The following is a 25477-nucleotide window of genomic DNA, read 5'->3' on the forward strand; positions in this document are numbered from 1 at the left end:
CTGACGGTTACGGAGTTTGCGACTGCATCGGCTAATCTGGAAAGGATCCTTACCCTGGCAAAGGTGCATGTTGCCAAAGCATCGTCCCAAGCAACTGTCGCTGGGCCCTCTGGAATCGGAAATCCTGGATATCCTTTGGGATTTGGGCAGTGCCAGCACCCGGCAAATCCACGAGCGCATCTTGGCCGATCCGGATCGAGAGCTGGCCTATGCGTCGGTAACCACCGTCTTGCAGCGCCTGAGCCAGAAGGGCTGGGTGAGCTGTGAGCGCCGCACCGATGCGCAGGGGCGAAACCTACCGATGCTGTGGCGGCCCCGTCTTTCTCGTCAGGAAGCGGCCAGCCTCAGGGCCTTCACCCGCCTGCAACAATTTTTGGCCGTGGGGGATCCGGATACGGTGGCAGCCTTTGCCGACAGCCTGGATCAGGCCAGTGTGTCCCAGTTGCAGGCGATTGCCGAACGGCTGCGGGCAGCTCGTCAAGCTAGGAGGGAGACGCGATGAGCCACTTGGGCATGTTGGCACTGGGCTTAGGCCTCAGTTGGCTGTGGCGGGCGCAAGTGCGTCTGGATAAAGGTGGCGGGTGGGGCCGACGTTGGCAGCGAGCTTGGCTCCATTTCTTGCTGCCGCCGCTGCTTTTGCTGACAACTGCTTTGGCCTTGGCCTGGATGGGGCCATGGGGACAAATGGCCGGGTCGGGGGGCTGGTTCTGCTACGGCTGTGCCCTGCTGCTGCTGGCTGTGGCCGGCGGCGTGGCCTTGCGCTGGATGTGGGAATACTGGTGCTCCTATCGACGCGCCCACCTACAGGCTCTGGCCCAAGTGGATTTGCATGGCTCTCCAGCCTATGTGCTGGACTTGGAGATCCCTTTTGCCGCCCAAGTGGGGGTGTGGAATTCGCGGCTGGTGGTCAGCCGCGGCCTGCTGGAGCAATTGGATGAGGAGCACTTGCGGGCTGTGATCGCCCACGAAGAGGCCCACCGCCACTACCGCGACACCCTCTGGATGTTTGGGGTGGGCTGGCTGCGACGCCTCACCGGCTGGCTGCCCAACACCGAGATCCTCTGGCAGGAATTGCTCACCCTGCGGGAGCTGCGGGCGGATCGCTGGGCGGCCCAACGGGTGGATCCCTTGCTGTTGGGAGAAGCCTTGCTGCAGGTGGTGGGCTATGGGGTGGGGGATCAACTGGCATCAGCTTGGGTTGGCTTTGCAATGGCCGTGAGTTCAGACCCAGGACAACGGCTGCAAGAGCGCATCGATGCCCTGCTGCAGCAGGCAGAGTTAGAGCCTGTCGATCCCTTACCCAGTGCTCCAGTTCAGGGTTGGGCTTGGTTAGGGTTGGCCCTGTTGCCTTTGCTGGCGATTCCGTTCCATAGCTGATTGCGGTAGCGGGACGGAGTCCCAGAATCTGGCAGAATGCGCTACTCTAGGTCAGGCTTTCTGACTTCTACCGACTTACGGCAGTGCAGACCAACTTTTCCCTTTCTGAGGCGACTGGGTCGGCCTGTGATCCCCTGACGCGGGCGCAGATCCTCATTGAGGCTTTGCCCTACATCCAGCAGTACCAGGGTCGCGTCATTGTCATCAAATATGGCGGCGCCGCCATGGTGCATCAGGAACGGCGGGCCGAGGTGTTACGGGACATCGTCTTTCTGGCCTGCGTTGGCATCCGTCCGGTGCTGGTGCATGGAGGAGGCCCGGAGATTAACAGTTGGCTGCAAAAGCTGGACATTCCCTTCAAGTTTGTGGACGGCCTGCGGGTGACCGATGCCGCCACCATGGAGGTGGTGGAGATGGTGCTGGTGGGCAAGGTCAACAAGCAGATTGTACAGCTCATCAGCTTAGCGGGCGGCTCGGCGGTGGGGCTGTGCGGTCGGGATGGCAATTTGATCAAGGCGCGCTCCCAGGGCCGGGCGGAAATCGGCTTTGTGGGAGAAGTCAGCACCATCAACCCCCAGTTGGTGCAAACTCTGTTGGAGGGCGGCCAGATCCCGGTGATCTCCAGCGTGGCCGCCGACGAGACGGGCCAAGCCTACAACATCAATGCCGATACGGTAGCCGGGGAGCTGGCGGCCTCTCTAGGGGCAGAAAAGCTGATCCTTCTCACCGACACCCCCGGCATTCTCAGGGATCCCCAAGATTCTGGATCCCTGATTACGCTTCTGGATATCGAGATGGCCCGCCAGTTAATCCAGAGCGGCGTGGTCAGAGGCGGCATGATCCCTAAGGTGCAGTGCTGCATTCGCGCCTTGGCTCAAGGGGTGCGGGCCGCCCACATCCTAGACGGGGGATCCCCACATTCTCTGCTGCTGGAGATCTTGACCGATGCCGGGGTGGGCACTAAGCTTGTCCCTTCCCAATTTTCCGCCCAGTTGGAGGGACTGAACAGCGGGCCTGCTAGGCTTCCTTAACGTTTTTGGGTGTCAGTCAGTGAGCCTTGCCACCTCTCCCCCCGCTGCCGATTTAAGTAGGGATCCCCAACCCCGGCGAGAAAGTGACTGGCGACTGCTGCGGCTGCTCTGGCCCTATGCCCGGCGGCACCTGAAGCTGTTGTTGGCCGCCTTGGCCTTTTTGCCGCCCCTGGCCCTAGCCGATGCGGTGCAGCCCTTGATCCTACAGCGAGCCCTGGACGGCCCCATCGCCCAAGGCAACAGTGGGATCCTCGCCGGCCTCTGGCCCTACGTGGGCCTGTTGATCCTCACCCTGCTGGCCCGCTGGCTTTTTCAAGCCTTGGAAGGGTATACCAGCCAGAAGCTGGGGCAGTTGATGACCCGCGACATCCGCAATGATCTCTTTGCCCACGTGCTGGCCCTGCCGGCCCAATTTTTCGATCGCACCCCGGTGGGCAAGTTGATCACCCGCATCACCAGCGATGTAGAAGCTCTGGGGGATGTGTTTTCCACCGGCGCGGTCGGCATCGTCAGCGACCTCTTTACCCTGGCGGTAATCGCGGTGGTAATGCTCAGCCAGCGCTGGGATCTGGGCCTGCTGCTGATCCTCATTGTCCTGCCGGTTAGCGCTGTGGTCATCGAGCTGCAGCGCCGCTTTCGCGATGCCAACTTCCGCGTGCGGGAAGAGCTCTCCAAGCTCAACGCCTGGATCCAGGAAAACGTCTTGGGCATTGCTGTGGTGCAACTGTTTCGGCGGGAGCGGCTCAACAGCGAGATTTTTCAAACCATCAACCGGCGCTACATCCAAGAGGTGGATCAGACCATCCTCTACGACTCTGCCCTTTCCGCCGTTTTGGAGTGGGTTGCCTGGCTGGCGGTGGCCGCTCTCCTGTGGGTGGGGGGGCAGCAGGTGCTGGCAGCCGGAGGGGGATCCCTGCCTTTGCCCCGAGACCCCCTCACCTTCGGCAGCCTCTACGCCTTCATTCTCTTTTCCCAGCGCTTTTTCAACCCCCTGCGCCAGTTGGCGGAAAAGTTCACCGCCCTGCAGGCGGGGTTCACCGCCGTGGAACGCATCGACCACATCCTCAGCCTGCCCGTCGCCATCCAGGATCCCGTCCAGCCGCGCCACCTGCCCCCAACGGCCAAAGGGGAGGTGCAGTTCGAGCAGGTCTGGTTTGCCTACAACCCCGGCGAGTGGGTGCTCAAAGACCTCAGCTTCACCATCCGCCCCGGCGAAAAGGTCGCCCTGGTGGGGCCCACCGGCGCCGGCAAAAGCTCCATCATCCGCCTACTTTGCCGCCTTTACGAGGTAACTCGCGGCTGCATCCGCATCGACGGCGTGGACATTCGCGATCTGCCCCAGGCCGAGCTGCACCGTCACCTGGGCGTGATCCTGCAGGACGGATTCTTGTTCTCTGGAGATATCCAGCAAAACATCACCCTGGGAGAGAAGGGCGAGCTGGCAGAAGTAGAGCGGGTGGCCCGCCAACTCCACCTGCACGAGTTCATCCGCGAGCTGCCCCAGGGCTACGCCACCCCCGTGCGGGAGCGGGGCAGCAACCTCTCCAGCGGCCAAAAACAGCTCATTAGCTTTGTGCGGGCCCTGTGGCGGGATCCGAAAATCTTGGTCTTGGATGAGGCCACCGCCAGCCTGGATGTGGGCACGGAGGCCCTGATCCAATCCGCCCTGGAAACCCTGCTACGGGATCGCACCGCCCTCATCATCGCCCATCGCCTCTCCACCATCCGCAATGTGGATCGCATCTTGGTTCTGCAGCGGGGGGAACTGAAAGAACAGGGATCCCACGCCGAGCTCATGGCCCGCAACGGCCTCTACGCCAAGCTCTACCGGCTGCAAGGTCTGGGCGGCTAGCGACCGGCACCAAAGCGAGACCCAAGCGCCCGCAGGGTGGTGAAGCTGGCGTCCGCAAGGGCAACTCGAGCTTTGCAGAGCAACAGATTGCCACTGTCCAGGGCAATGTCCTTTAAGCTGGCCAAACCATCGCCGGTTTGCACCAGGGCACGGCGGCCCCAACTGGAGAAATTTTTGCTGAGGGTGTTGATTAAGCGTTCCATAGGGATTGCCCACTCCGCTCCTGAGTCTCCTACTTAGCCTACTCCCCCACCCGCAGATGTCCACAAGCCCAAAAGATATCGAGAAAATTATTACAGATTGTTAAAAGCTTGCCGTCAAAGCGGCAGGCTGGCTATGATGGCCTTCAAGTTTGGCAAGCAACTCAGAAAAGCGGTTAGCCATGAATCATCGGCCAGAAGTAGTGGAAGGCACAGAGGTCAAGCAGAAGGTAACTCTGTATCTCTCACCTGACCTGTACCGGAATCTGAAGATTCGGGCTGCCGTGGAGCAAGAGCCAATGTCAGCGGTGGCAGAGAAGGCCCTCACCTTTTATCTGCTGCACCCAGAAGTTATCGAAGGCGTACAAGGCAGCGCCTACCGCGTCCATCGGTGCCCTGAGTGCGGCCATCGGTTTGTCATCCGCAACGGAGAGGTGGTTTCGCTGCACCAGCCATCGGCTGAGGAAGCCATTCTCGAAGAGGTGGAGCCAGAATACTGGGGATCGGCTGCCGGCTCGGAAGAGCAACGGCAAGATGCGTTGGTGCCCTGCTAAAACGCTTCTAGGTGGGCTCCTTTGGCAACTGAAGCTAGACAGGAGCAAACACCAGCACAAAAGGTTTCTAAGATTCACTCAACAAGGACATCTTCCCAAGCGCGATCCAAGCCCAAGCAACCCAAACTCCGTTTTTCTCCCTTTCTGTCGCTTTCCTTAGATTTCCCCTCTGCAGTTGGTGTTTCCCATGCAAGAGCTCAGCATCCTCATTCAAGCTCAATACCCACTGCTGTACCTGCTTACCCCAGAGGAGGAACGGTCGGAAGCGGCTCTGGCAGCGATTGCCCGCACCCTGAGGCCCCAGCGCCGCCTATTCATCTGGACAGTTACCCACGGCATCATCGAATACGGCAACCCCCGCAGCCTCACCCAGCACAACACCCAATCTCCCCAGCCGGCCATCCAGTGGGTGATGGAGCAAAAGGATCCCGCCATCTGCGTCTTCAAGGATCTGCACGACTTTTTGGACAACACCGAGGTCAAGCGTTGGCTACGCGATGCCATCGCCAGCTTGAAGGGATCCCACAAAACCATCTTGCTCATGTCGCCGGTGCAGGTGATCCCCGTCGAGCTGGAGAAAGACATTTGCGTAGTCGACTTTCCCCTGCCGGACATGGCTGCCCTGGAGCGCACCCTCAACCGGCAGTTGGAGCAGCTTCCCCGCGGCGGATCCGTAAGCCCTGAGACGCGAGAAAAGCTGGTCAAAGCGGCCCTGGGCCTGACGCAGGATGAGGCGGAAAAAGTTTACCGCAAGGCGGTGGTGACGCACGGTCGCCTCAGCGAGGCGGAGGTCGATATCGTTCTCTCTGAGAAAAAGCAACTGATCCGCCGCAACGGCATCCTTGAGTTCATCGAAGAAGATGAGACGATCGAGGCGGTCGGCGGTCTGGAGGAATTGAAGCGTTGGCTGCTACAGCGCTCTGAGGCCTTTACCGAGCGGGCCCGTGCCTACGGCCTGCCTCAGCCCAAGGGGCTTTTGATTCTGGGGGTGCCCGGCTGCGGCAAGTCCCTGATCGCCAAGACCACCGCCCGTCTCTGGGGTTTGCCGCTGCTGCGCCTAGATATGGGCCGCGTCTATGATGGCTCTATGGTCGGCAAGTCAGAGGCCAACCTGCGCAGCGCCCTGCGCACCGCCGAATCGCTGGCACCGGCCATCCTCTTTATCGACGAGCTGGACAAAGCCTTCGCCGGCTCGGCAGGCTCCAGCGACTCCGATGGCGGCACCTCCAGCCGCATCTTTGGCTCCTTCCTCACCTGGATGCAGGAGAAGCGTTCGCCGGTGTTTGTCATGGCCACGGCCAACCGCGTAGAGCGCCTGCCGGGCGAGTTCCTGCGCAAGGGCCGTTTTGACGAGATTTTCTTCGTGGATCTGCCCAACATCAACGAGCGCATGGAGATCTTCCGGATCCACCTGAAGAAGCGGCGGCGCGACATCAGCCGCTTTGATCTGCGTCAGCTAGCAGCGGCCTGCGAGGGCTTCTCCGGCGCGGAGATCGAACAAGTTTTGATTGCTGCCATGTACGAAGCGTTTGCCCAGAACCGCGAATTTACGCAACTGGACATTTTGGCAGCAACGAAAGCAACTCAACCGCTATCTCGCACCATGACGGAGCAAGTGGTAGCGTTGAGGGAATGGGCCCAGCAGCGGGCTCGGCCTGCAGCAGCCTCTGTAGCCGAGTACCAGCGGCTGGAGTTCTAGGAGGAGTGAGAAGCCAGAGTTGCCTTGGCAGAGGCAAAAATGGCAAAACCCCCACTTTGAACGTTGCCCATTGTTTGTGTTGATGTTCCAAACCCTAAACACAGGAGAGAAACACCATGTCTCATTTTAGCACCTTGCGCACCAAGATCACCGATGGCCAGATTCTGGTTAACTCCCTGCGCGATCTCGGCTACACCGTCAAGATGAACGCCGATGTGCGTGGCTACAACGGCCAGCGTGTTCGTGCCGACATCGTGGCCCAATTGGAAGGCGACTACGATCTGGGCTGGTCCAAGAACCCCGACGGTTCCTACGACCTGATCGCCGATCTGTGGGGCGTGGCCAAGAAGCACAACCAAACCGAGTTGATCAACTCCATCAACCAGAAGTACGCCGTCAACAAGACCTTGGCCGAGGTGAAGCGTCCTGGCTTGAACAACGCCAACGTTAAAGTGGTGATGCACTAAGCCGGATCCGATCTCGCCATTGCTGCGGCCATCTGAGCCGAGTACAGCAAAAGAGGGGCTGAACTCAGCCCCTACTTTTTTGCTGCTTTTGGGTTGGATGAGCCGAGCAGGAACCTACACTACACTTCGCTGAGGACGGCAATGCCGGGCAGCTCTTTGCCCTCCAGCAGCTCCAGGCTGGCGCCGCCGCCGGTGGAAATGTGGGTCATTTTGTCGGCCAGGCCGACTTTTTCCACAGCCGCCACCGAGTCGCCGCCGCCAATGATGGTGATGGCCCCGGCCTGGGTGAGGTCGGCCAGGGTGCGGGCAATGGCTTCTGTGCCCGCGGCAAAGCGGTCGAATTCAAATACGCCCATCGGCCCGTTCCAGACTACGGTTTGGCACCCCTGCAGGGCAGCCTGGAAGGCTTTGACCGATTCGGGGCCGATGTCCAAGCCCATCCAGTCGTCGGGAATGGCGTGGATGGAAACCGTCTGGGCGTTGGCGTCTTTGTCAAACTTATCGGCCACCACCACATCCACCGGCAGCAGCAGCTCTACGCCCCGCGCTTTGGCCTTCTCCATCAGAGAGCGGGCCAGCTCCAGCTTGTCAGTTTCCACCAAAGACTTGCCGGTTGGGATCCCTTGGGCTTGGTAGAAGGTGAAGATCATGCCGCCGCCCAGCAGGAGCTTGTCCACTTTTTCCAGCAGCCGCTCAATGACGCCAATCTTAGTAGAGACTTTGGAGCCGCCGATGATGGCCGCCAGAGGTCGCTGGGGGTTCTCGATGGCGCCGGAGAGAAACTGCAGCTCCTTTTCCACCAGGTAGCCGGCCACGGCAGGCTGGAGGTAGGCGGTGACGCCGGCGGTGGAGGCGTGGGCGCGGTGGGCGCTGCCAAAGGCATCGTTGACGAATAGATCAGCCAGGGAGGCCAGCTTGCGAGCAAACTCCGGGTCGTTGGCTTCCTCTTCCGGGTAAAAGCGAACGTTTTCCAAGAGGGCCACCTGTCCGTTTTCCAGGCGGCTGACCACGGCTTCCGCCTCAGGGCCAATGCAGTCGGGCGCAAAGGCCACCGGCTGGCCCAAGAGCTGGGAAAGACGGGTGGCCACAGGGGCGAGGCTATTGCCCTCGCGGGTGATCTGGAGGGCGCCGGTCTCTTTGTCTTTTTTGATGGGGCGGCCCAGGTGGCTGGTGAGGATGACCTTGGCCCCCGCCTGGGCCAGAGCTTGGATGGTGGGCAGCGAGGCGCGGATGCGGGTGTCGTCGGTAATGTTGCCCTGGGGATCCAGAGGGACGTTGAAATCGGCGCGCACCAGCACACGCTTGCCGGTCAGATCAAAGCCCGATGACAGCAGGGATCCCAGTGTTTGTTTGGCCATCGTCGTCCCTCCCCCTGGAACCAAGAGAATCGCTTTTTTCTCCCGTATCCTACCAGGGATCGGATCCCGGCGGGAAACAAGTGCTCTCCGGGTTCTCTCCCCACCGCCGGTGGCTGGAGCGATTGTAACGGTTTGCAAATAGAATAAATAATGTTGCTCATTGTCATCATCATGCGTGTTGCCATTGCTGGAGGGGGGCTGGCGGGGCTGGCCTGTGCCAAGTATCTATGTGATGCCGGGCATCAGCCGCTGCTGTTTGAGCGGCGGGATGTGCTGGGGGGGCTGGTGGCCGCCTGGAAGGATGCCGACGGGGACTGGATTGAGACGGGTTTGCACAACTTTTTCGGCGCCTACCCCAACACCTTGCAACTGTTCCGGGAGCTGGGTATCTCCGATCGCCTGCAGTGGAAGGAACACAGTTTGATCTTCAACCAGCCGGACAAGCCGGGCACCTACTCCCGCTTTGACCTGCCGGACATTCCCGCTCCCTTCAACGCCATTGTCGGCATCCTGCGCAACAACGACATGCTCACCTGGAGCGAAAAGGTGAAATTTGCCCTGGGCCTAGTGCCGGCCATGGTGCGGGGCCAGCGCTACGTGGAGCAGATGGATCGCTACAGCCTCTTAGAATGGCTGCGCCGGCAGGGCATCGATGAGCGGGTCAACACGGATATTTTTATCGCCGTCTCCAAGGCGTTGGCGTTCATCAACCCGGACGAGATCTCGGCCATGGTGCCCCTGACGGCCCTGAACCGCTTTTTGCGCCAAAAGGACGGCTCGAAGATCGCCTACCTGGATGGCGCCCCGCCGGAGCGGCTTTGCCAGCCGATGGTGGACTCCATCGTAGCCCGCGGCGGCCAGGTGCATTTGAATGCGGCGCTGCAGGCCATCGACCTCAACCCCGACGGCAGTGTAGCGGGCTTTCGCTTTCTCACCCCTGCCGGGCCGCTTCAGGTCACCGCCGACGCCTACGTCTCAGCCCTTTCGGTGGATGCACTCAAAGAGCTGCTGCCGGCCCGGTGGTGGGAACTGCCCTATTTTCAGCAACTGCGCGAGCTGGAAGGGGTGCCGGTGATCAGCCTGCAGATTTGGTTTGACCGCAAGCTCACCCACATCGACCACTCGCTGTTTTCCCGCTCGCCGCTCTTGAGCGTGTATGCCGACATGAGCAACACCTGCCGCGGCTATGCGGATCCACAGCGCTCGATGCTGGAGCTGGTGCTGGCCCCGGCTGCCGAGTGGATCGACCGCAGCGACGAGGAGATCTTCGCCGCCACGCTGGAGGAGCTCCAAAAACTCTTTCCCCAGCACCTCACCGGCCCCAACCCGGCGCGGGTGCGCAAATGGGTGGTGGTGAAAACGCCGCGCTCGGTCTATAAGGCCACACCGGGCCGGCAGCAATACCGTCCCACTCAGGTCACCCCCATCCCCAACTTTTTCTTGGCGGGCAGCTACACCCTGCAACCCTTCCTGGGCAGCATGGAGGGGGCCATCCTCTCCGGCAAGTGGGCAGCCGAGGCCATCAGCAAGGGGAGCCCATCCCCGGCGGCTGCGCTCTCAAGGTTGGCAACCGCAGGGGTTTGATCGCCTCATTTGGAGCAACCTGACTGTCGGGGCTATCCAGCCTGTCCGCTTTCCCGTAGTGTTGAGATGTGCCCTCGCTGTCCCCATCTGGCCCCGCGCCCCTGGAGATGAGCCCGATGAGTCCGCTGGAGCAATCTTTTGCCCTCTGCCGCCAGATCACGGCCAAGCACGCCAAGACGTTTTATTTGGGATCCCTGCTCTTGCCTCGACCCAAGCGGCGGGCCATCTGGGCCATCTATGCTTGGCTGCGGCAGACCGATGAGTTGCTGGATGGGCTGGAGGCCAGCCAGACGGCGGTGGAAGTCACCCGCAGCAAGCTGGAGCAGTGGGGATCCCATCTGGAGTCCTTGTTCCAGGGGGGGGAGCCGCAAGCCCCCACCGACCTGGCCTTGATCCACACCATCCACACCTACCGCCTCTCGATTGAGCCCTTCCGCGAGATGTTACGGGGGCAAAGCATGGATCTGGACACCCAGCGCTACGCCACCTGGGAAGACCTGCGGGTTTACTGCTACCGGGTGGCCGGGGTGGTGGGTCTGATGTGCTCGGAGATCATGGGGTTTGTGCCGGGTCGGGATGGCCGCGAGGAGGCGGTGGCCCTGGGGATTGCCATGCAACTGACCAACATCTTGCGCGATGTGGGGGAAGATGCCCGCCGCGGGCGGATCTATTTGCCTCTGGAGGACTTGCGCCGCTTCAACTACTCAGAGCGGGATTTGTTTAACTATGTCATCGACGAGCGCTGGATGGCCCTGATGGACTACGAGATCCGGCGAGCTCGAGAGCTCTATGCCCAAGCGGAACGAGGGATCCCTACCCTGCAGCCGGACTCCCGCTGGCCGGTGGCCGCTTCTTTGATGCTCTACCGGCAGATCCTCAACGCCATCGAGCGCAACCACTACCAGGTGTTTCGCACTCGGGCCTATGTGTCCACCCTGAGCAAGGCGCTGGCGCTGCCGGTGGCCTGGTGGCGCTCCAACTACTACGGCTATTAGTAGTGACAGCAAGCCGTTTCCCACTGCGGATCCCAGTGGGCAAGCCCCAAACCCGTAAAGAGCGAGGAAAACCTATGGTGATGCCCTATCGGCAAATCTGGGAAGACAGTTTAACCATCTTCTGGCGCGACTGGCTGGATCTGCGCGGGCGGGTCTGGCAGGTGGTGGCTTCGGGGCTGGTGGCTCCCCTCATCTACATCGTTGCTTTTGGGGTGGGGCTGGGCGGATCCCTGCGGGCCGAGGCCCTGGCTGACGTAGGCGGATCGACGGCGGCAGGTTCCTATTTACGCTTTATTTTGCCGGGGATGGTGGCTCTTTCGGCCATGACGATTAGCTTTGCCGGCACTACTTTCTCCATTTGTGGATCGCGGCTGTTTACCAAGAGCTTTGAGGAGCTGCTGCTCTTGCCGGTGCATCCGCTGGCGCTGCATTTGGGCAAGGTGTTGGCGGGCATTGCCCGCGGCCTGCTCACGGCCTTGGGAGTGTTGGCGGTGGGGGTGCTGGGGACAGGAGCCTGGGGCCTCCTCCATCCCCTGGCGCTGTTGGTGCTGCTTTTGGATTGCGCCGTTTTTGCCGGCATCGGGGTAATCGCCGGCTTAAAGGTGCCCAGCTTGGAGAGTGTGGGCGTGCTCACCAACTTTTTGATTACGCCCATGTCCTTTCTGGGGGCCACTTTTTTTGATCCCAGCCAGTTGCCAGGCTACCTACAGGTGCTGGTCTATTGCCTGCCCCTTTCCTACGCCAGCATCGGCATGCGGGCAGCCGCCTACCAGCCCCCTGCCCAGTTCCCCTGGTACACAGTGGCGGTGCTGGCGGGGTTGGCAACCCTTCTGGCCCTGGTGGGTGCCTACCTGTTTTCCCACCAGCAGGATTAGTTGCCCTTGCCAAACACCTCTGGGTAGCGGGCCAGTTGCTCCTGCAGGTCTTGGTCGTAGCGCAGGGCAATTACCCGGTAGCCCTGTCCCAAAAGCTGGGAGCGCACTTGGCGATCCTGGGCAGCCTGGTCGGGCTCGTCATGCACTGCGCCATCGCAAAAAACACAGACGTTGGGCTCGTAGAAGAAGTCGACCACGCAGCGGGGATCAGGGATGGCCTTCTGGGCGTCGTCGGGAAGGCGGTAGCCTTCTTCGGCCAGCAACTCCAGAAAGCGGCGCTCCAGGTGCGAGCGAGGGTCGATGAGCTGGCGCAGCCACTCCAGTTGCTCTTGGCGGGAGCGGCCCAGGGGACGCAGCTCGGTGCGGCTGTGGGCCAGCTCTCCCAGAAGATCCCGGATCTGGTGGCGGTCCAGCTGCAGCGCCTCCCGTTGGTTGGCGTAGCTGAGCAGGCACTCGTAGCAGGCGGCGCGGCACTCAGGCCGCAGGTCTTGGATCCCGGCTTCTGAGAGCTGGAAGTGGCAGATCTCCAGGGCTGCTCGCGCCACCTCCGCCATGGCCTCCGGCTCCTCCACCAACCGCTGCAGGACGCCGGCTCCCCCTTCTGCCGTCTCGTAAAACAGCAGGGCCCGATGGGATCCCTGGCCAATGGACTCGGCGGCCAGCTCCGTCTCTTCTAGCTCAAAGGCCTCTTCGATCCCCCGCTTGAGGGCGTAGCGCAGGCTGGTTTCTAAAGGTTGGGGATCCCCTAAACCGGGCTGCGCCAGGCGCACCAGTAGCAGGTTGTGGGTACTGCGCACCGCCAGGCGGATGGACTGCAAGGAGGCTCGGTTGGACAAGCCCGCCCTGCTCCGCTCAAGCTGAGCTCGCGAGGGGACTTCCCCATTTTCAAAGTTGACCGAGAACCCCCGCCCTCCACTTCCCCGCCAGCCGTGGTTGATGCGCAGCAGGGTGGCCGCCGGGGCATAGCGCAACTGCAGCAGGGGGGTTTGTCCGCTCAGCACATCAGCTTCTTGGACGCGGTAGCCAGAGCTTTCGGAAGCAAACTGGAAGAAGGTCTGCAGCTCGTAGCCTTGTCGCCGCCGCTCCTCTTCGTCAGCCGTGATGCGATCCCGTCGCCGCATGCGCACATTGGGCATTTCCAGAAGCTGGGTCAAGAGGCTATTTTGCCCATCGAACGGGGTGCCGCAGACCGGACAGCGATCTAGGTAGGGATCCGCAAAGGCCCCACAGCTAAAACAGAGCTTGTGGCTACTTTTGCGCTCCTCCAGACCGCCGGGCGGCGCCTGGAACGCCACCGCTTCCCACTGGCAGCCTTCGTGGTAGAGGAAGTTGTGGGGAGCAAACTCGCGGATGGCCAAAAAGCGGGGCCGGGCGATGAACTCCCCCTCGCCGCCGCGGGGCACCCAGGCCCGCACGGGCAAGGCCGGAAAGTTGTAGCCGGGCAGGAAGCCTTCGCTGGCCAAGTAGCGGTAGGGGTAGAAGTCGCTTTCCTCCCGCTGGGTGTCGATTTGGAGCAGCAGATTCCGCTGGCGCAGGGCTTCCTGCTGGCGGCGCTCGGCTTCCTGCTGGTCTTTCTTTTCGCGAGTCGTCTGGAGCTGGCGGTTAGCGGCTTCCAACTGCTGGGTGGCAGCCCGATAGAGTTCTCGCCAGCGGTCGAAAGCTCGGTCAAAAGCCTGGGGCGCCTCTTCGATGACCTGCTGGAGCCAGCGGCGGCTAAACCAGCCGCTCTGATCCAGAACCTCTCGATCGGCGGCCAAGAGCGCCTCCACTCGCTCCATCACCTCTTGCCGGGCCGCTTCCCCTAGCTGGATTTGGGCAGCCACCTCTTCCCGCAGGGGCAGCCCCTCGCGATCCAAATCGAGAACTCTTTCCATGGAGTTACCCAGGGGCAGGCGTACCTGGGCCAGCCAAACGGCGTGGATGTGAGCCCGCAGTAGCGCCTCGTTGGTTAAGTCCAGGCGGGGAGGGCGGACACGACCGGCCACCATCTCGGCGCGGCGGCGGAAGTAGTACTGGTCGTGGCTGTTGAAGGCGCCGCAGTAGCTGAGGATTAGCCCCGCCTGCCCCTGGCGACCTGCCCGACCGCTGCGCTGGGCGTAGTTGGCCGGAGTGGGCGGCACGTTGCGCAGATGCACCAGATCCAAATCGGCAATATCGACCCCCAGCTCCAGGGTTGGCGAGCAGACCAAGTAGGGAAGGCGGCGAGCTTGGTCTTCCCCGCGAAAGCGCTTTTCTCGCCACTCCCGCTCTCCCGCTCGAACCACCTGGGCCGTGTGCTCTCTGGCCTCCAGGGATCCCAGCCCTGCTGCCCCGCTCCGATACAGGCGCTGGAAGAAGAGATTGACGGGGCGAGGGGCGGAAGCGTAGCCCTCCTGCTGAGCGCGGCGGGAGTACAAGGGATCCGCAGGCGGCGGCGAGCCATCGCCCAGGCACCAGCGCAGACAGCCAGCGTTGAGCTGGTAGGCTTCCTGGCCATTCTCCCGCCGCAGCAGGTCGTAGCTGACTAGAAGAGAAAGCAGGGATCCCAAAAGCTGGTCGTAGGTTTCCCGGGTTAGCTCAAGGCGCTTGGCAAGAAAGCGTCCGATGGCGCTGCGGGGGCCTAGGCTGAAAGTTGTCCCGTCTTGTCCGTTGCGGCTTTGGCGGACAAAGCAGGTAGCCGTCCGCAGCTCGTCGTACTCTTCTAGGCCCCAAAACTCGTTGAGGTGTTGCTCGGCGCGTCGGCGCAAGTTTCTCTGGAACTCGGTTCTGAGCACAGGCACATCGATGGCCAGTTTGCGCCGAAACTGATCCAGCAGAGCCCGCAGCAGGCGTTCCCGCTCCTCGACGCTGGCCTGGACAAACCAGGGATTGAGGGGGGCCAGGGCCGAGCTCTGGCAAAGCTCCTTGAGGCCGCGGTATTCAATTTTCAACAAGCCCACCTGTTCTAGGTTGGGGTGGGTAACCCGCCAGCCGCGCCGCAGATCCTCGTAGAGGCGGTATTCGGTTAGCTCCGTAAAAGTCCGCCAGACCTCTTGGGCAGCCGGCGACTGGGGATCCAGCAAGGGGTTTTGGGCAATGGCGGCAAGGGTGAGGCCGGCAGCCTGCACCACCTCTGGGGCCACTTCTGCAAAGCCCAGCTCTTGCTTTTTAAGAAGGGCAGCGTAGAGCGAGGCCCGCAAGAGGGCCACGTGGACAAAGTCGTTGAAGTGGCCGGCCTGCAGGGAGGCATCCTGACGGTTGTCGGTAAAGGTAAGCAGCTTGTCCTGGGCTGCCCCCGTTTGAGCAGCATGGCGCAGCAGAGAAGTGGCCAGAATGGTGGTGGCGCTGGAGCGGCCTTCGCTAGAAAGGGAAGCCAGCTTGGCAAACTCCCGCTCCCGTCCACTGTAGTACTCGCCGCAAGCTAGGCAGAGAGAAAAGGGCTGGGGCTGCCACCACAGCTTCTGGGCTCCTGCCTGGGGCACCTCGGAAAAGGAGCCGTCCGGGCGGACCCAGACCGCTTGGGGGACGCGCCTTCTCCAATGGGGCTTGAGCCGGCCTTCAGGGGTGTACCAATCTTCCGGGATCTGTTCCTGCGACCACTCCCCCTCCAGGGGATCCAGACTCAGGTAGCCAGCTTGCTGCTCTTCGCTTTCCTCCACCTCTTCCCCGAGGGGATAGGGCACAAAGCGATCCCCGGACTTGAGGACATGGTAGTAGTCCTGCCCGCACTGGCGGCAGAACTTGACAGGGAAAAAGAGCTTGCCCTCACCGGCCTGCATCTGCCCCTCCAGGGAAAATTGCCGCTTTTCCCGGCTCTCCAGAGTGGCGTAGAGGGTGCGGCCCTGGGAGATAAATTGGTGCAACTTGAAGGCCACCCCCCTGTTGCCGTCTTTGAGGTTGCTGGCGTGGGCGAGGAACTGGCGCAGAGACTCAGCGCAGAACTGGGGATCCCTGTCAACCTGCTTGGCCAGTTGGGCGGCGACCTCAGAAAGCTCCCTGGGCAGGCGGCGCCTGAAGCCGCCATCGGGCGTGGGCTCCAGGCCCAGTTCGTACTCCAGCCAGCGCGTCAGGGGGTGGCGGCGCAGGGTGGCCAGGTCGGCGGGAGGGGGAGAGTCGAGGGCGCTTTTTAGCTCCGCTGCACTAGGAGAGTCACCCTCACTAAAGGGATCCAGGGTTTCCTCGATAACGTGCTCCGCTCTGAAGGGATAGCCAAAGAAGCGGCTGGCAAAGTCGGCCACAATCTGGCGGCGCTCCTGGGCGGTGGCTTCTGGCCGGGAGATCATGGTGGCGCTGGTGCCGATGTGGACAAGGTTTTGGGCGGCGCAGCGCTCCTTGAGGCGTCGCACCAGCATGGCCACATCCGCCCCCTGTCGACCGCGGTAGGTGTGTAGCTCGTCAAAGACCAAAAAGCGCAGTCCACCAGGACTTAAGAAGCGCTGATCCTCAGGGCGAACCAACAGCAGCTCCGCCATCATGTAGTTGGTAAGCAGAATCTGGGGCGGCTTCCGCCGCAGCTCTTCCCGATCGCTTTCGGCAGTTTCCCCGGTGTATTTGGCAAAGCGCAGGGGGAAAGGGCGACCATAGCGGCGCTCGTAGCGTTCGCGCAGGTCTTGCAAGGACTGGTATTGGGAGTTCACCAGGGCATTCATGGGATAGACCACCAGGGCCGTCACCTGGTGCTCGGATCCCTTCTGGCGGATCCAGTTGTCGAGGATGGGCAGGAAGTAGCAGAGGCTCTTGCCGGAGCCGGTGCCACTGGTTACCACGAAACTTTCTCCGGCTAGGGCCTTGGTGATGGCCTCCTCCTGGTGGCGGTAGAGGCGAAAGGGCCTGCCATCCTCAAAGCGGAAGATGTGGGCTGTTTCTTGGGCAATCCGTCCGGCTGCAGCCAACTCGTTAACGGTTGAGCCGTCCTTGTAAGAGGGGCTGAGCTGGACAAGCGGCTCTGGCCAGAGGTGGATCCCTTCTTCTAGCGCTTGGTCTACAAAGGCTTGCGCCCGTGGGTCGGCAACCAGAAAAAACGAGCGGACAAAATCGCGATAGTCGGCCAGGACAGCGGCGTGGAGATCAAAGATCGTGGACATCAAAGCTACTCCACAGGGCCCTCCTAGCCAACCTAAACCCAGTCTGGAAGTGCAGCAAGTATTTTCCTCACCTCCACTCCCTCTGGGGGAGAGACTTCTGCTGGAGTCAAGTCGCCATCAAGATGAGAGCTTGATCCAGAGCGCAATCTAGAGATAGTCATTGGCACACAAGTGTTGCTCGTGCAAATCTCCCTCCCATTTCAACTTGCTTGCCGCGTAAGTTGCGGATCCCAGCCTGCTTGTGGAGTTGAGCTAGGGTGCGCAGCGCTTTGTGAATCACCTCGCGCTTGGTCTTGAGGCCGGTTACCTGGCGGGCCCACTCGATGAGTTCATCGTCCAGAGCGACTTGGTGCGTATGGGGATCCGCTTGTGTATAAGAACGCAGTCTTATGCGGATCCTATGCCTAGATTTAGCGGTGCGCCAGCCGCTTCCATGCCTCCAGCACCAAGCGGCGGGTGCGGTATTCGCCAAATTGCCGCATTTCTTTTTCCTTGAGCACGCGGAAGGTCTCGCCGGGGAAGGTGCTGGCAGCCACACGTCTGGCATACCCCGCCGGATCGAGAGGATCTTCCACCTCTTCCCAGGGATCGAGGATGTTTTCTAGCTCACGCTCGGTCAGGTCGGCAGGGTCGAGAATGTAGCGCAGTTGCTTGCGGGTGAGGCCGTAGAGCCGGGCGTAGTAGGCGTCCAGCTCAGCGCGGAGCACAGCGCGGCGGTCTTCATCCCAGCGGAAAGGTGGGCAGGGGATACCCTCTCCCCCTTGATCCCCCTCTCCCAAAGCTTTGGGAGAGGGGGTTGGGGGGTGAGGGCCAACCACCGCTCGCAGCGCCTCAAAGCACTCCGTCTCGCCAAGGCAAACGGCTTCGTTCCAGACATCGTCCGCGAAGGGCTTCATGTCCCAGGCGGTGTAAGTCAATTCCAACACCCGCGGCACGATGAAGGCGAGGTCGGCAGGGGTGTAGGCACTCGGCGGGAGGACGGGGAATTGCTCAACATAAAAGAAGTTCATGTTGACGCCTGCCAGTTTTTGGCGAACGACCCAGTCTAATGGCAATGTTGAGAAATTTGCAATTAAACCGGCAACAAAAGGTGTAGATATCTCTGTCGGGAGAAGCACGGGCAGGCTATTGCCTACCCCCGCTTTTGGCAACAAACCAAAGATCGCAGTGCGCTCGTCAGTTGAACGCGCCACATTGCGAAACCCCAGCAACCACCCCCGCCGCCAATTGCCCAGCCGAGCTTCAACTTCTTCTGCCGGCACCCAGTACCAGGGCTGGACGACGAAGTGCGGGTCGGCGTGCTGTGCTGCGTCAGGGGTAGGTAGTTGGGTGTTAGAACGCGAATCCACTCCCTCATACGTGCCGTAGCGGTGGTCGTAGTGCCAGAGCATTTTGGCTTCGTAGAGGGGGAGGTAGAGTCCCTCTCCCCCTTGATCCCCCTCTCCCGAAGCTTCGGGAGAGGGGGTTGGGGGGTGAGGGCTACTTCTCCCAAGACTCTGGGAGAAAGGGGTTGGGGGGTGAGGGGATGGGTGCTCGTAGGAATGAGTAGCGACATAGTCGGCAATTTCTCGGAGGACTTGTTCCGTCTGGTCCAATACCTGGTCATTGGTAAAGCGCAGAACGGCAAAGCCATGTTTGCGCAGGATTTCCTCCCGCAAACGGTCGCGTTCCTGCTGAGTGGGTTCGCGGTGCACGCCCCCATCTATCTCGATGATTAGACGGGCGTCGTCACAGAAAAAGTCGGCGATGAATTGTCCAATCGGGTGTTGACGACGGAACTTCCGGCCTAACAGCCGACGGTCACGCAAAAATTCCCATAGCAAGCCTTCGGCGGTAGTCGCCTCGCGGCGTAACTGCCGTGCTCTGGCAATCAGTTCCCGGCTGGCTTCAGGCAATTTGTACTCCCCTTCTCCTGCTGGGTGGGAGAAGGAATCCGGGGATGAGGGCCATCCCCCCTCGCCCGCCACGTGGGAGAGAGGGTTAGGGGGTGAGGGCACAAACACATTCCCCACCAGCCGATACCCCTTCGCCTCCAGCTCCGTGCGGGTGCGGAAGAGGTGGGAGTCGGAAGACATGTTGAAAAGTCCTTGCTTAAACTGAACGCCCCAGGGGTTGCCCTCACCCCTGGCCCCTCTCCCCTTGTGGGAGAGGGGGGAGAGTTTTCATTCACTAGCACCGGCACGCGCTGGTAGATAGCCTTTGTCAGCTCGGCATCCTGACGGGTGCGGAAGACGGGCAGAGTGCGGGTGTTGGGATTGATACGGGCAATGTCGTCGGCGGTTAGGGTGAATACACGGCGTGGGTCGCGCAGGTGTTCGGTGCGAGTTGTAAAGAAGCTGAAGGTAGGGGTGCTCTCTGACGTGCTTCTCCTGCGGATGGTGAGCAGGCAGAACTTGTAACTGCGATGCACGCCAGAGAAGATAGCTTCGCGGTTTTCAAAATCAAACAGGCTGACCAGTTGCCCCTTTTCCACCAGGTCGGCGAAGAAGAATTGGTTGGTGGCGTCGGTGGCGATGCCAGTTGGCACGATGATGCCGGCCCGCCCGCGAGGGTTGAGCAGGGCGCGGACGCGCTCGGCAAACACAGAGTAGGTGTTGATGCGCCCACGACCGGTATGGGGATATAGCCCACTGCCACGCAGGAAGCGGCTGGTGCTTTCGGCGGCGTGCAAGGCGCGCTGATAGTCTTGCCAGAGGGTGGGGTTGGTGTCGGCGAGTGCTGCGATGAGCCGCCTGCGAGCGTCAGCGTTGGGTGCCTCAGCTATCACAGTGTCGCGGCTAGCGAAGAATTCCTGCTCCTCTAGCTGGATCATTTCCCAGGGTGGGTTGCCGAGGATAACATCGAAGCCGCCCTCACCTCCCCAGCCCCCTTCTCCGGGCGAGGGGGGAAGGTGAAACACCTCCGGGAACTCCAGTGGCCAGTGGAAGAAGCGCTGTTCGCAAGCCAGAGCTACGGCGGTGGCCAGAGCGCGGGAGTTGGCTCGATTTTCCAGCCGCTCGCTGACCGCTTTCGTGGTAATGGCCGCCGAGAAGTCCGAGGTCAAGCGCTGGAAAAAGGCCGCCGTCCAAAGGTTGCAGGCTTCTGTCAGTTTCTGGTGTTCTGGGTTTTGACAGTAGCGGGTGTAGAGCTCCTGCTTGCGGCGTACATTGGCTGGCGAGTCGTCCTGGATAGCTTCGAGCTGCTGCCGCTCCTGGCTGAGCTGGGCCACCACCTGGTCGGCCTCAAGCGGCAGAGAAAGCTGGCCTGTTTCCAAATCCCTGCGCTCGGCGCGATTTCGCCCCTTCAGAGAGCGGGCAGCCTCCCTGGAGTCGGCACTTACCGGCTCGAAAGCAGCATCAGGAAGGCCCTTTTCCAGAACCTTTAGATCCAGCACCCCCACCAGCGAGTCGCCACACTTGATGCGGTGATCGAGGAAGGTAAGCGGTTTGCCGGCGCAATGGGCCTCCAGCCAGAGGGCCACGCGGCAGAGTTCCACCGCCAAGGGGTTTTTGTCCACGCCGTAGAGGCAGTGGGCCACCACGTCGCGGATGGCCTCGCGCACAGTCTCGGGGGCGGGCTCCTCTTCGCCGGTGCGAACCTTGGCCAGCTCCTTGCCCAGATGTCGGGCAGCCGCCAAGAGAAAATGCCCAGAGCCACAGGCGGGATCCAGAACCCGCAGCGATAGGATGGCCCGTTCCTTTTCCTCACGGCCGGCTGCAGACTTCAGCCGCTCCTGCAGCACTGGCTCCAGGGCCGAGCGGACAAGTTCTGCCACCAGCTCCGGCGGGGTGTAGTAGGAGCCGGTACTTTTGCGCTCGGAGCCGTAGCCTAAGTCAAAGCAGGGCACACTGCCTGAGGTGTCAATCTGGGGCCGGTAGTCGAGCAGGCTTTCGTAGACGGATCCCAGCTCCTCTACGTCCAAAGCGGCGTAGTTGACCCGGCGCGGCGGCGAGGTCGCGTTCTCTTGGTAGTAGGCCAGGTGCCAGAAGGCCTGCAGCAGATCCCGGTTGCTCAGGCTGCACCCATCCAGCTCCAAAGGGGCAAACAACTCGCCGTTGAGAGGTGCAGCCCCTAGATGCTCTGCCAGCTCCTCCTGGGAAAGCACTCGCCAGAGCACCCGCAGGCTGCACCAGAGATCCTCATGCTCCGTAAAAGCGCTGCGCCGCTCCAAAAGTCGCCGCAGCCGACTCACGCCGTAGTGATCCCGGTAGAGGGGGCTGGCGCTAATTAGCCCCCGCTCCTCCGAGACTAAGAGAAACAAAAAGCGGTAGACCAGCCGCAGCAGTTGCCGGTAGAACTCCTCCGGGGTAAGGCAGTTCGATCCTGGAGAACGCAGGTGGGAGTTTTTGGGATGGGCAAGAAAACCCTTGGCCAGGCCCTTGAGGCACTCTTCCACCCCATCCCGCAGCCGCTCGCGGACTCGCCCCCCCTGTTCCAGAGCCTGCTGGTAGTACTTCTCCAGCCAACACTCCCGCGCCTGCTCTGCCTTTTGGGGCAAACGGCTGCGGTGCAGCAGGCGAAACAGGATGGCAAAGTCGTTAAAGCGCTGCTCCTCTAGGATCTGCTGCAGGTCAAACTCCACATAGGCCTGCCGGCGCACAAAGGTGCTGTCCCGCAATAGACGGAGGGTCAGCCCGTTGGTGACGATGCCCCAGAGGTGCTCGCTGCGGTTGAGATACTCCTGCAGCAGTGAGTGAGGGGCTAGACGCGGCCTGCCGGTGGAAGTCAGCCGCCCCAGCTCCTGGCGTACCCCCACAATGTGTACCGGCGGAGCATCCTCTGCTTCGCCGGCGCGGTGCGAAATGGCAAAGGTAGCACCGTCCAGCTCATAGGCCCGTGGGTTGTAGCGCAGCTCGTAGCCCAGAAAGCTAAGAAAGGGAATAACCCAGGCATCGCGGGTAACCGACGTGGCCGGATCCCCTTCCGGCAGACGGGCCAGCCGGCGGCGGAAAACTTCCCACTGGGTGCGGGCCTCGGCAAAGACGCTGGCAATTTCTTCCGTCAGGCTGCGCTTGTCTTCTAGCCCAAAGTCTTTCGGCTTCTGGCCTGACAGCTCGCCAGCCAAAAGCTGCTCCAGAATGTCCGGCCCCAAGAGGCCCCCTTCAAGGCGTACAGCAGGAAATTGGCTCATCTGGACAGCAGAGGTTGTAGGACAAGAATTCCCAGCAGATCGGGGGGAAACTGCGGCTTAACCTCCAGCCCGCGCACGCGCTGGGAGATGGCCTGTCGGATGCGCTTGTGGGCCTCAGCCAGCTCGCCAGCTCGCTGGAAAATGGCCTCCCGGATCCCTTGCTGAAGGGGGTGTCCTAGACCCCAGTTTTCTGCAGTCGGCGGCCAGGGGCTGAGGCTGTCTAGCACCTGCTGCACCAACTCCTGCTTTTCTACAAGCGGCAGGTTGGCATCTGGCTTGGCTGCGGCCAAAAGCTGGAGCGCTGCCCTACTTTCCAGCCAGCGGGCTTCGCCTCTTTCTAGGCCAACCCCTCCCAGCACCAGCACCTCCTCCGCTAGCAGAGGCTGAGCCAGCGGCTGCTCCACTAGGTAGCGCACCCGCAGCAACAAGAGGGTGGTGAGCGCAGCCACAGCCCGTGTCCGAATGACCCCGCAGCGGGAGACGACGGCCTCTTCAGGCTTATCTAAGGCCTTCTCTAACAAAAAGTGGGCCAGGGCAGCGATGAGGCGGTGGTTGCGGCCAACGTATTCCGCTCCTTCCGGCGTGGGGGAGATGAAGCTAATCCGCCACTGTCCACCCTTGGGCTGGGGCAGGACTGAACGAATGGCCTCCGGCAGGGTTGCCGTGCCCTCCTGGCTGAGGTTGACCCGGAAGACTCCAGACTGCCGGTCAGGGATCACAGCCAGGCCTAGGCGCTGGGCAGCAGTTAGAAAAAATTGCTGCACGGCCTGCGGATCCCCCAGCACAGCGTCTGTGGCCTCCAGTTCCCGCTGCACTTCTTCCGGCTTGAGGGATCGCTGGGCAAAACGGGTGCGGTTGCGCCGCTCCTGCTCAGCAGAGCGATCCCACTGGGCGTGAAACTGGCTCACCTCTGCCATCCCCAGATCCAGCGCCAACTGGCGCTCCCCTGAGCCGGATCCCTGGCGCAGAAAAAGGGCCTCCAGCACCGCCTGGGTAACGCTTTCACTCGCTTCGGGCACAGGCACGTGGGTGCCAAGGGTGCGGCGGATTTCCCGCGCCTTGTCCAGCAGCACCTGCAGCACCGCACCGTCCACAGGGTTATCCCGCCCGAAAAAGCGGACGACCTTGACCCGTTCGGCCCGTTGGCCATAGCGATCCACCCGCCCCTCCCGCTGTTCCAGCCGGTTGGGGTTCCAGGGCAGGTCGTAGTGGATGACGGCTGTAAACTTTTCCTGCAGGTTGATCCCTTCCGAGAGGCAGTCGGTGGCCACCAGCACCCGTGGCTGGTCAACGGCAATTTCCGCAATCTTGGCCTCCCGTTCCTCGTCGCCCATGCGGCCGGTTACGCAGGCTACCTGAGTTGCGGATCCCAGGTGCTGCCGAAGGTGGTCGGCAAGATACCCTGCTGTGGCCACATAGCGGCACCAGAGAATGGGGTGAAAGCCCTCGGCGAGGAGCCGCTTCACCAGCTCGATGGCCCGCGCCAGCTTGGTGTCTTGGTCTACGCCGTGAAGTTGGTGGGCCAGACGGGCAAGCTCCCGCAACCGGCGGCGGTCGCTGTCGGGCAGAGTTTGCTCTGCAGCTTCAAGAGCTGGCAGCGGTAATTCGTCGTCAGTACGCTCTTGTCCCGACTCGAACACCCAGCGGCTAAAGCTCTCCTCAGCCTCTTCTTCCCGAGAGCCTGCGCTGCGATTGGCCAGCGCCGCCAGAGCCGCTGCCGGACTGGACATGACACAGCGCAAAAGAGCCAGCGCCCCCCAGTAGCGTACGCGCCGCCGCCGCTGCTCCATCTGCTGGCCGGTGCGCACCAGCTCCGAGCAGAAGGCATAGGTGCGCTCAAACAGCTCGCGGTAGCAGCGTGAAAGGTCATAGGTCTCATCTTCAGCTTCCCGGGTTGGGAAGCAGGCGGTTTCTTGCCAGGTCTCCTTGATGTCCCGCCGTGTGCGCTGGACAAAGTGACGGGCCAGCTCGATGCGCTGGTTCTCCTTGAGATCCTGAAGATCCCACTCCTCGAACTCCGGCCGCAGCAGCCCCAGCAACGACCGGAAGGCCTCTGGGATGCCGCTGTGGGGAGTAGCCGTCAGCAGGATTAGGTGGCGGTTGGGCGCTTGGGCAATAGCTCTCAAAAGAGCATGCCGCTCCTGCTGAGCTCTGCCGGAACTGGCCGCTGCCGCCCCGTGCACTTCGTCGGCAATGATCAGCTCAGGACAAAACTGCAGAAATTGAGGGCGGTTGCGTTCCGTTTTAACAAAATCAATGCTGGCCACCTGCACCGGGAAGTATTCGTAGAGATTTTGTCCCGGCGGGGTTTGCCGCTCCAGTTGCCCTACCGTCCCCGACCGGATAACTACCGGCTCGAGGTTAAACTTTTCCGCCAGCTCCCTGGCCCACTGCTCGCACAAGTAAGGCGGGCAGAGGACACAAAAGCGGCGGATCTCGCCGCGATCCAGAAGTTCTCTGGCTATCAGCAGCGCTTCAATGGTCTTGCCCACTCCCACATCATCGGCAATAAATAGCCGCACCGGATCAAGGCGCAGCGCCATGAGCAACGGCACAAACTGGTAGGTTCGTGGCCGGATGGAGATGCGGCCCAGCGAGCGGAAGGGAGTGGCGCCCTCGCGCAAGATAAGGCGCGCTGCCTGCCAGAGGAGATGGGCGGCTGCAGCATCGGCAACTTGGTCGGCGCGGGGCAGCGGGAAGAAGGCCGGCTCGATGCGCTCAAAGGGCAAGGTGCCGCCTATGAGGTTCATCAGTTGTCGGTGAAGGCAAATCGCGTCCTCTGGCGTGCCAGTAAGGGGCCGCAGCACCACCCCTTCTTCGGAATCAGCGGGGAGCACCACCCACTCGCGCTCGCGGCAGCGGACAATCGAACCAGGCTGCATCGATTGGGATCCCTATGAGCGACTCACCTTCCTTTACCGCATCTTTGCCGCTCTTTGGGGTAACTGCCGAACTTCTTCGCCTTTTTCGGGGGCGCTGACCTTAGATTTGCCTCTTACAGGCCAGGGATCCCATCCCCTTTCCCTGGCCCTCATCAATAAGTTAAGAATGGGCAAGTTTGACACTCCCACCGCCTAAAGGCAGGGGATTCTTACGCAGTTCAAAAATGAACTCGTAAAGGCGCTGTCAAGACACCTCTAGACAGAACCTTGAGGCAAAGCCCCAAGGTTCTGCTTACTTTTCTGATCGCATTCTGATCGCATAAGCAGGACGGAGTCCTTGCAGGTTGGCTGAGACGTTAGTATCTCCCGGACGCTTGCCACCGGTCGGGTTTTTCACCGTTTTAGGGGCTCGCCTGGGAACGGCACGTCTCGGTGACAACCATACCATTGA

General features: G+C 61.6%; 17 protein-coding genes. 10 read left to right on the plus strand and 7 right to left on the minus strand.

The features are described 5' to 3' along the window. Nucleotides 1–67: 67 nt before the first annotated feature. From NW851_RS01380 to NW851_RS01395, 4 genes are all read left to right on the plus strand, one after another. Entirely contained in the window at nt 68–502 is a 435-nt protein-coding gene (locus NW851_RS01380) for a BlaI/MecI/CopY family transcriptional regulator (RefSeq protein ID WP_414336689.1), read from the plus strand. After that, on the plus strand, nt 499–1377 hold the full coding sequence (locus tag NW851_RS01385; RefSeq protein ID WP_414336691.1) for a M56 family metallopeptidase: 879 nt from the start codon (nt 499–501) through the stop codon (nt 1375–1377). Before NW851_RS01380 ends, NW851_RS01385 begins: the two co-directional genes overlap by 4 nt. A gap of 83 nt (nt 1378–1460) precedes the next feature. Continuing rightward, complete coding sequence (gene argB / locus NW851_RS01390; protein WP_414336693.1) at nt 1461–2408, plus strand: acetylglutamate kinase; 948 nt, start codon at nt 1461–1463, stop codon at nt 2406–2408. Between the two features lie 19 nt (nt 2409–2427). After that, nucleotides 2428–4260, plus strand: coding sequence for an ABC transporter ATP-binding protein (locus NW851_RS01395; protein WP_414336695.1), 1833 nt, complete (start codon nt 2428–2430; stop codon nt 4258–4260). Here NW851_RS01395 and NW851_RS01400 read toward each other — a convergent pair. After that, nucleotides 4257–4463 carry a hypothetical protein gene (locus NW851_RS01400; RefSeq protein ID WP_414334899.1) on the minus strand — a complete coding sequence of 69 codons (207 nt, stop codon included), beginning with the start codon at nt 4461–4463 and terminating at the stop codon, nt 4257–4259. The two genes, NW851_RS01395 and NW851_RS01400, sit on opposite strands and share 4 nt — an antisense overlap. A gap of 179 nt (nt 4464–4642) precedes the next feature. Between NW851_RS01400 and NW851_RS01405 the strand changes: the two genes are divergently transcribed. The 3 genes from NW851_RS01405 (at nt 4643) to NW851_RS01415 (ending at nt 7180) form a co-directional block, all read left to right on the plus strand. Then, a complete protein-coding gene (locus NW851_RS01405) occupies nt 4643–5014 on the plus strand; it encodes a hypothetical protein (protein ID WP_414334898.1) in 372 nt (123 codons plus the stop codon). 187 nt (nt 5015–5201) lie between these two features. Then, complete coding sequence (locus NW851_RS01410) at nt 5202–6713, plus strand: AAA family ATPase (RefSeq protein ID WP_414336698.1); 1512 nt, start codon at nt 5202–5204, stop codon at nt 6711–6713. A 116-nt stretch (nt 6714–6829) separates the two neighbouring features. Further along, complete coding sequence (locus NW851_RS01415) at nt 6830–7180, plus strand: DUF1257 domain-containing protein (RefSeq protein WP_414334896.1); 351 nt, start codon at nt 6830–6832, stop codon at nt 7178–7180. Nucleotides 7181–7299: 119 nt separating this feature from the next. Here the strand turns inward: NW851_RS01415 and NW851_RS01420 are convergent, their stop codons facing one another. Continuing rightward, the gene (locus NW851_RS01420) at nt 7300–8538 is read right to left on the minus strand and encodes a phosphoglycerate kinase (RefSeq protein WP_414334910.1); all 1239 of its coding nucleotides are present in this window, start codon (nt 8536–8538) and stop codon (nt 7300–7302) included. Between the two features lie 171 nt (nt 8539–8709). Between NW851_RS01420 and pds the strand changes: the two genes are divergently transcribed. From pds to NW851_RS01435, 3 genes are all read left to right on the plus strand, one after another. Further along, nucleotides 8710–10122 (plus strand): 15-cis-phytoene desaturase, encoded by a 1413-nt coding sequence (gene pds, locus NW851_RS01425; RefSeq protein WP_414334909.1) that lies wholly within the window; start codon nt 8710–8712, stop codon nt 10120–10122. Between the two features lie 116 nt (nt 10123–10238). Beyond that, entirely contained in the window at nt 10239–11117 is an 879-nt protein-coding gene (locus NW851_RS01430) for a phytoene synthase (protein ID WP_414336700.1), read from the plus strand. A gap of 74 nt (nt 11118–11191) precedes the next feature. After that, the gene (locus tag NW851_RS01435; protein ID WP_414334894.1) at nt 11192–11992 is read left to right on the plus strand and encodes an ABC transporter permease; all 801 of its coding nucleotides are present in this window, start codon (nt 11192–11194) and stop codon (nt 11990–11992) included. Here the strand turns inward: NW851_RS01435 and NW851_RS01440 are convergent. From NW851_RS01440 to NW851_RS01460, 5 genes are all read right to left on the minus strand, one after another. Next, nucleotides 11989–17034, minus strand: a complete 5046-nt coding sequence (locus tag NW851_RS01440) for a DEAD/DEAH box helicase (protein ID WP_414336702.1) — start codon at nt 17032–17034, stop codon at nt 11989–11991. The two genes, NW851_RS01435 and NW851_RS01440, sit on opposite strands and share 4 nt — an antisense overlap. A 157-nt stretch (nt 17035–17191) precedes the next feature. After that, nucleotides 17192–17506: a type II toxin-antitoxin system VapB family antitoxin gene (locus NW851_RS01445; RefSeq protein ID WP_414336703.1), complete on the minus strand. Its 315-nt coding sequence runs from the start codon at nt 17504–17506 to the stop codon at nt 17192–17194. Next, the gene (locus NW851_RS01450; RefSeq protein WP_414336704.1) at nt 17445–18929 is read right to left on the minus strand and encodes an endonuclease domain-containing protein; all 1485 of its coding nucleotides are present in this window, start codon (nt 18927–18929) and stop codon (nt 17445–17447) included. Before NW851_RS01450 ends, NW851_RS01445 begins: the two co-directional genes overlap by 62 nt. After that, a complete protein-coding gene (locus tag NW851_RS01455) occupies nt 18905–22144 on the minus strand; it encodes an Eco57I restriction-modification methylase domain-containing protein (RefSeq protein ID WP_414336706.1) in 3240 nt (1079 codons plus the stop codon). Before NW851_RS01455 ends, NW851_RS01450 begins: the two co-directional genes overlap by 25 nt. Further along, the gene (locus NW851_RS01460; RefSeq protein ID WP_414336708.1) at nt 22141–25026 is read right to left on the minus strand and encodes a helicase-related protein; all 2886 of its coding nucleotides are present in this window, start codon (nt 25024–25026) and stop codon (nt 22141–22143) included. The genes NW851_RS01455 and NW851_RS01460 overlap by 4 nt, the downstream gene beginning before the upstream one ends. Nucleotides 25027–25477: the final 451 nt, after the last annotated feature.

It is taken from the genome of Synechococcus sp. H55.7 (assembly GCF_047462395.1).
GTDB lineage: Bacteria > Cyanobacteriota > Cyanobacteriia > Thermostichales > Thermostichaceae > Thermostichus.

Excerpts from the sequence above, each read along its gene's own strand:
- NW851_RS01380 (WP_414336689.1), top strand. The coding sequence starts at position 68 with ATGTTGCCAAAGCATCGTCCCAAGCAACTGTCGCTGGGCCCTCTGGAA.
- NW851_RS01385 (WP_414336691.1), top strand. The coding sequence starts at position 499 with ATGAGCCACTTGGGCATGTTGGCACTGGGCTTAGGCCTCAGTTGGCTG.
- NW851_RS01400 (WP_414334899.1), bottom strand. The coding sequence starts at position 4,463 with ATGGAACGCTTAATCAACACCCTCAGCAAAAATTTCTCCAGTTGGGGC.
- NW851_RS01405 (WP_414334898.1), top strand. The coding sequence starts at position 4,643 with ATGAATCATCGGCCAGAAGTAGTGGAAGGCACAGAGGTCAAGCAGAAG.
- NW851_RS01410 (WP_414336698.1), top strand. The coding sequence starts at position 5,202 with ATGCAAGAGCTCAGCATCCTCATTCAAGCTCAATACCCACTGCTGTAC.
- NW851_RS01415 (WP_414334896.1), top strand. The coding sequence starts at position 6,830 with ATGTCTCATTTTAGCACCTTGCGCACCAAGATCACCGATGGCCAGATT.
- NW851_RS01420 (WP_414334910.1), bottom strand. The coding sequence starts at position 8,538 with ATGGCCAAACAAACACTGGGATCCCTGCTGTCATCGGGCTTTGATCTG.
- pds (WP_414334909.1), top strand. The coding sequence starts at position 8,710 with ATGCGTGTTGCCATTGCTGGAGGGGGGCTGGCGGGGCTGGCCTGTGCC.
- NW851_RS01430 (WP_414336700.1), top strand. The coding sequence starts at position 10,239 with ATGAGTCCGCTGGAGCAATCTTTTGCCCTCTGCCGCCAGATCACGGCC.
- NW851_RS01435 (WP_414334894.1), top strand. The coding sequence starts at position 11,192 with ATGGTGATGCCCTATCGGCAAATCTGGGAAGACAGTTTAACCATCTTC.
- NW851_RS01440 (WP_414336702.1), bottom strand. The coding sequence starts at position 17,034 with ATGTCCACGATCTTTGATCTCCACGCCGCTGTCCTGGCCGACTATCGC.
- NW851_RS01455 (WP_414336706.1), bottom strand. The coding sequence starts at position 22,144 with ATGAGCCAATTTCCTGCTGTACGCCTTGAAGGGGGCCTCTTGGGGCCG.
- NW851_RS01460 (WP_414336708.1), bottom strand. The coding sequence starts at position 25,026 with ATGCAGCCTGGTTCGATTGTCCGCTGCCGCGAGCGCGAGTGGGTGGTG.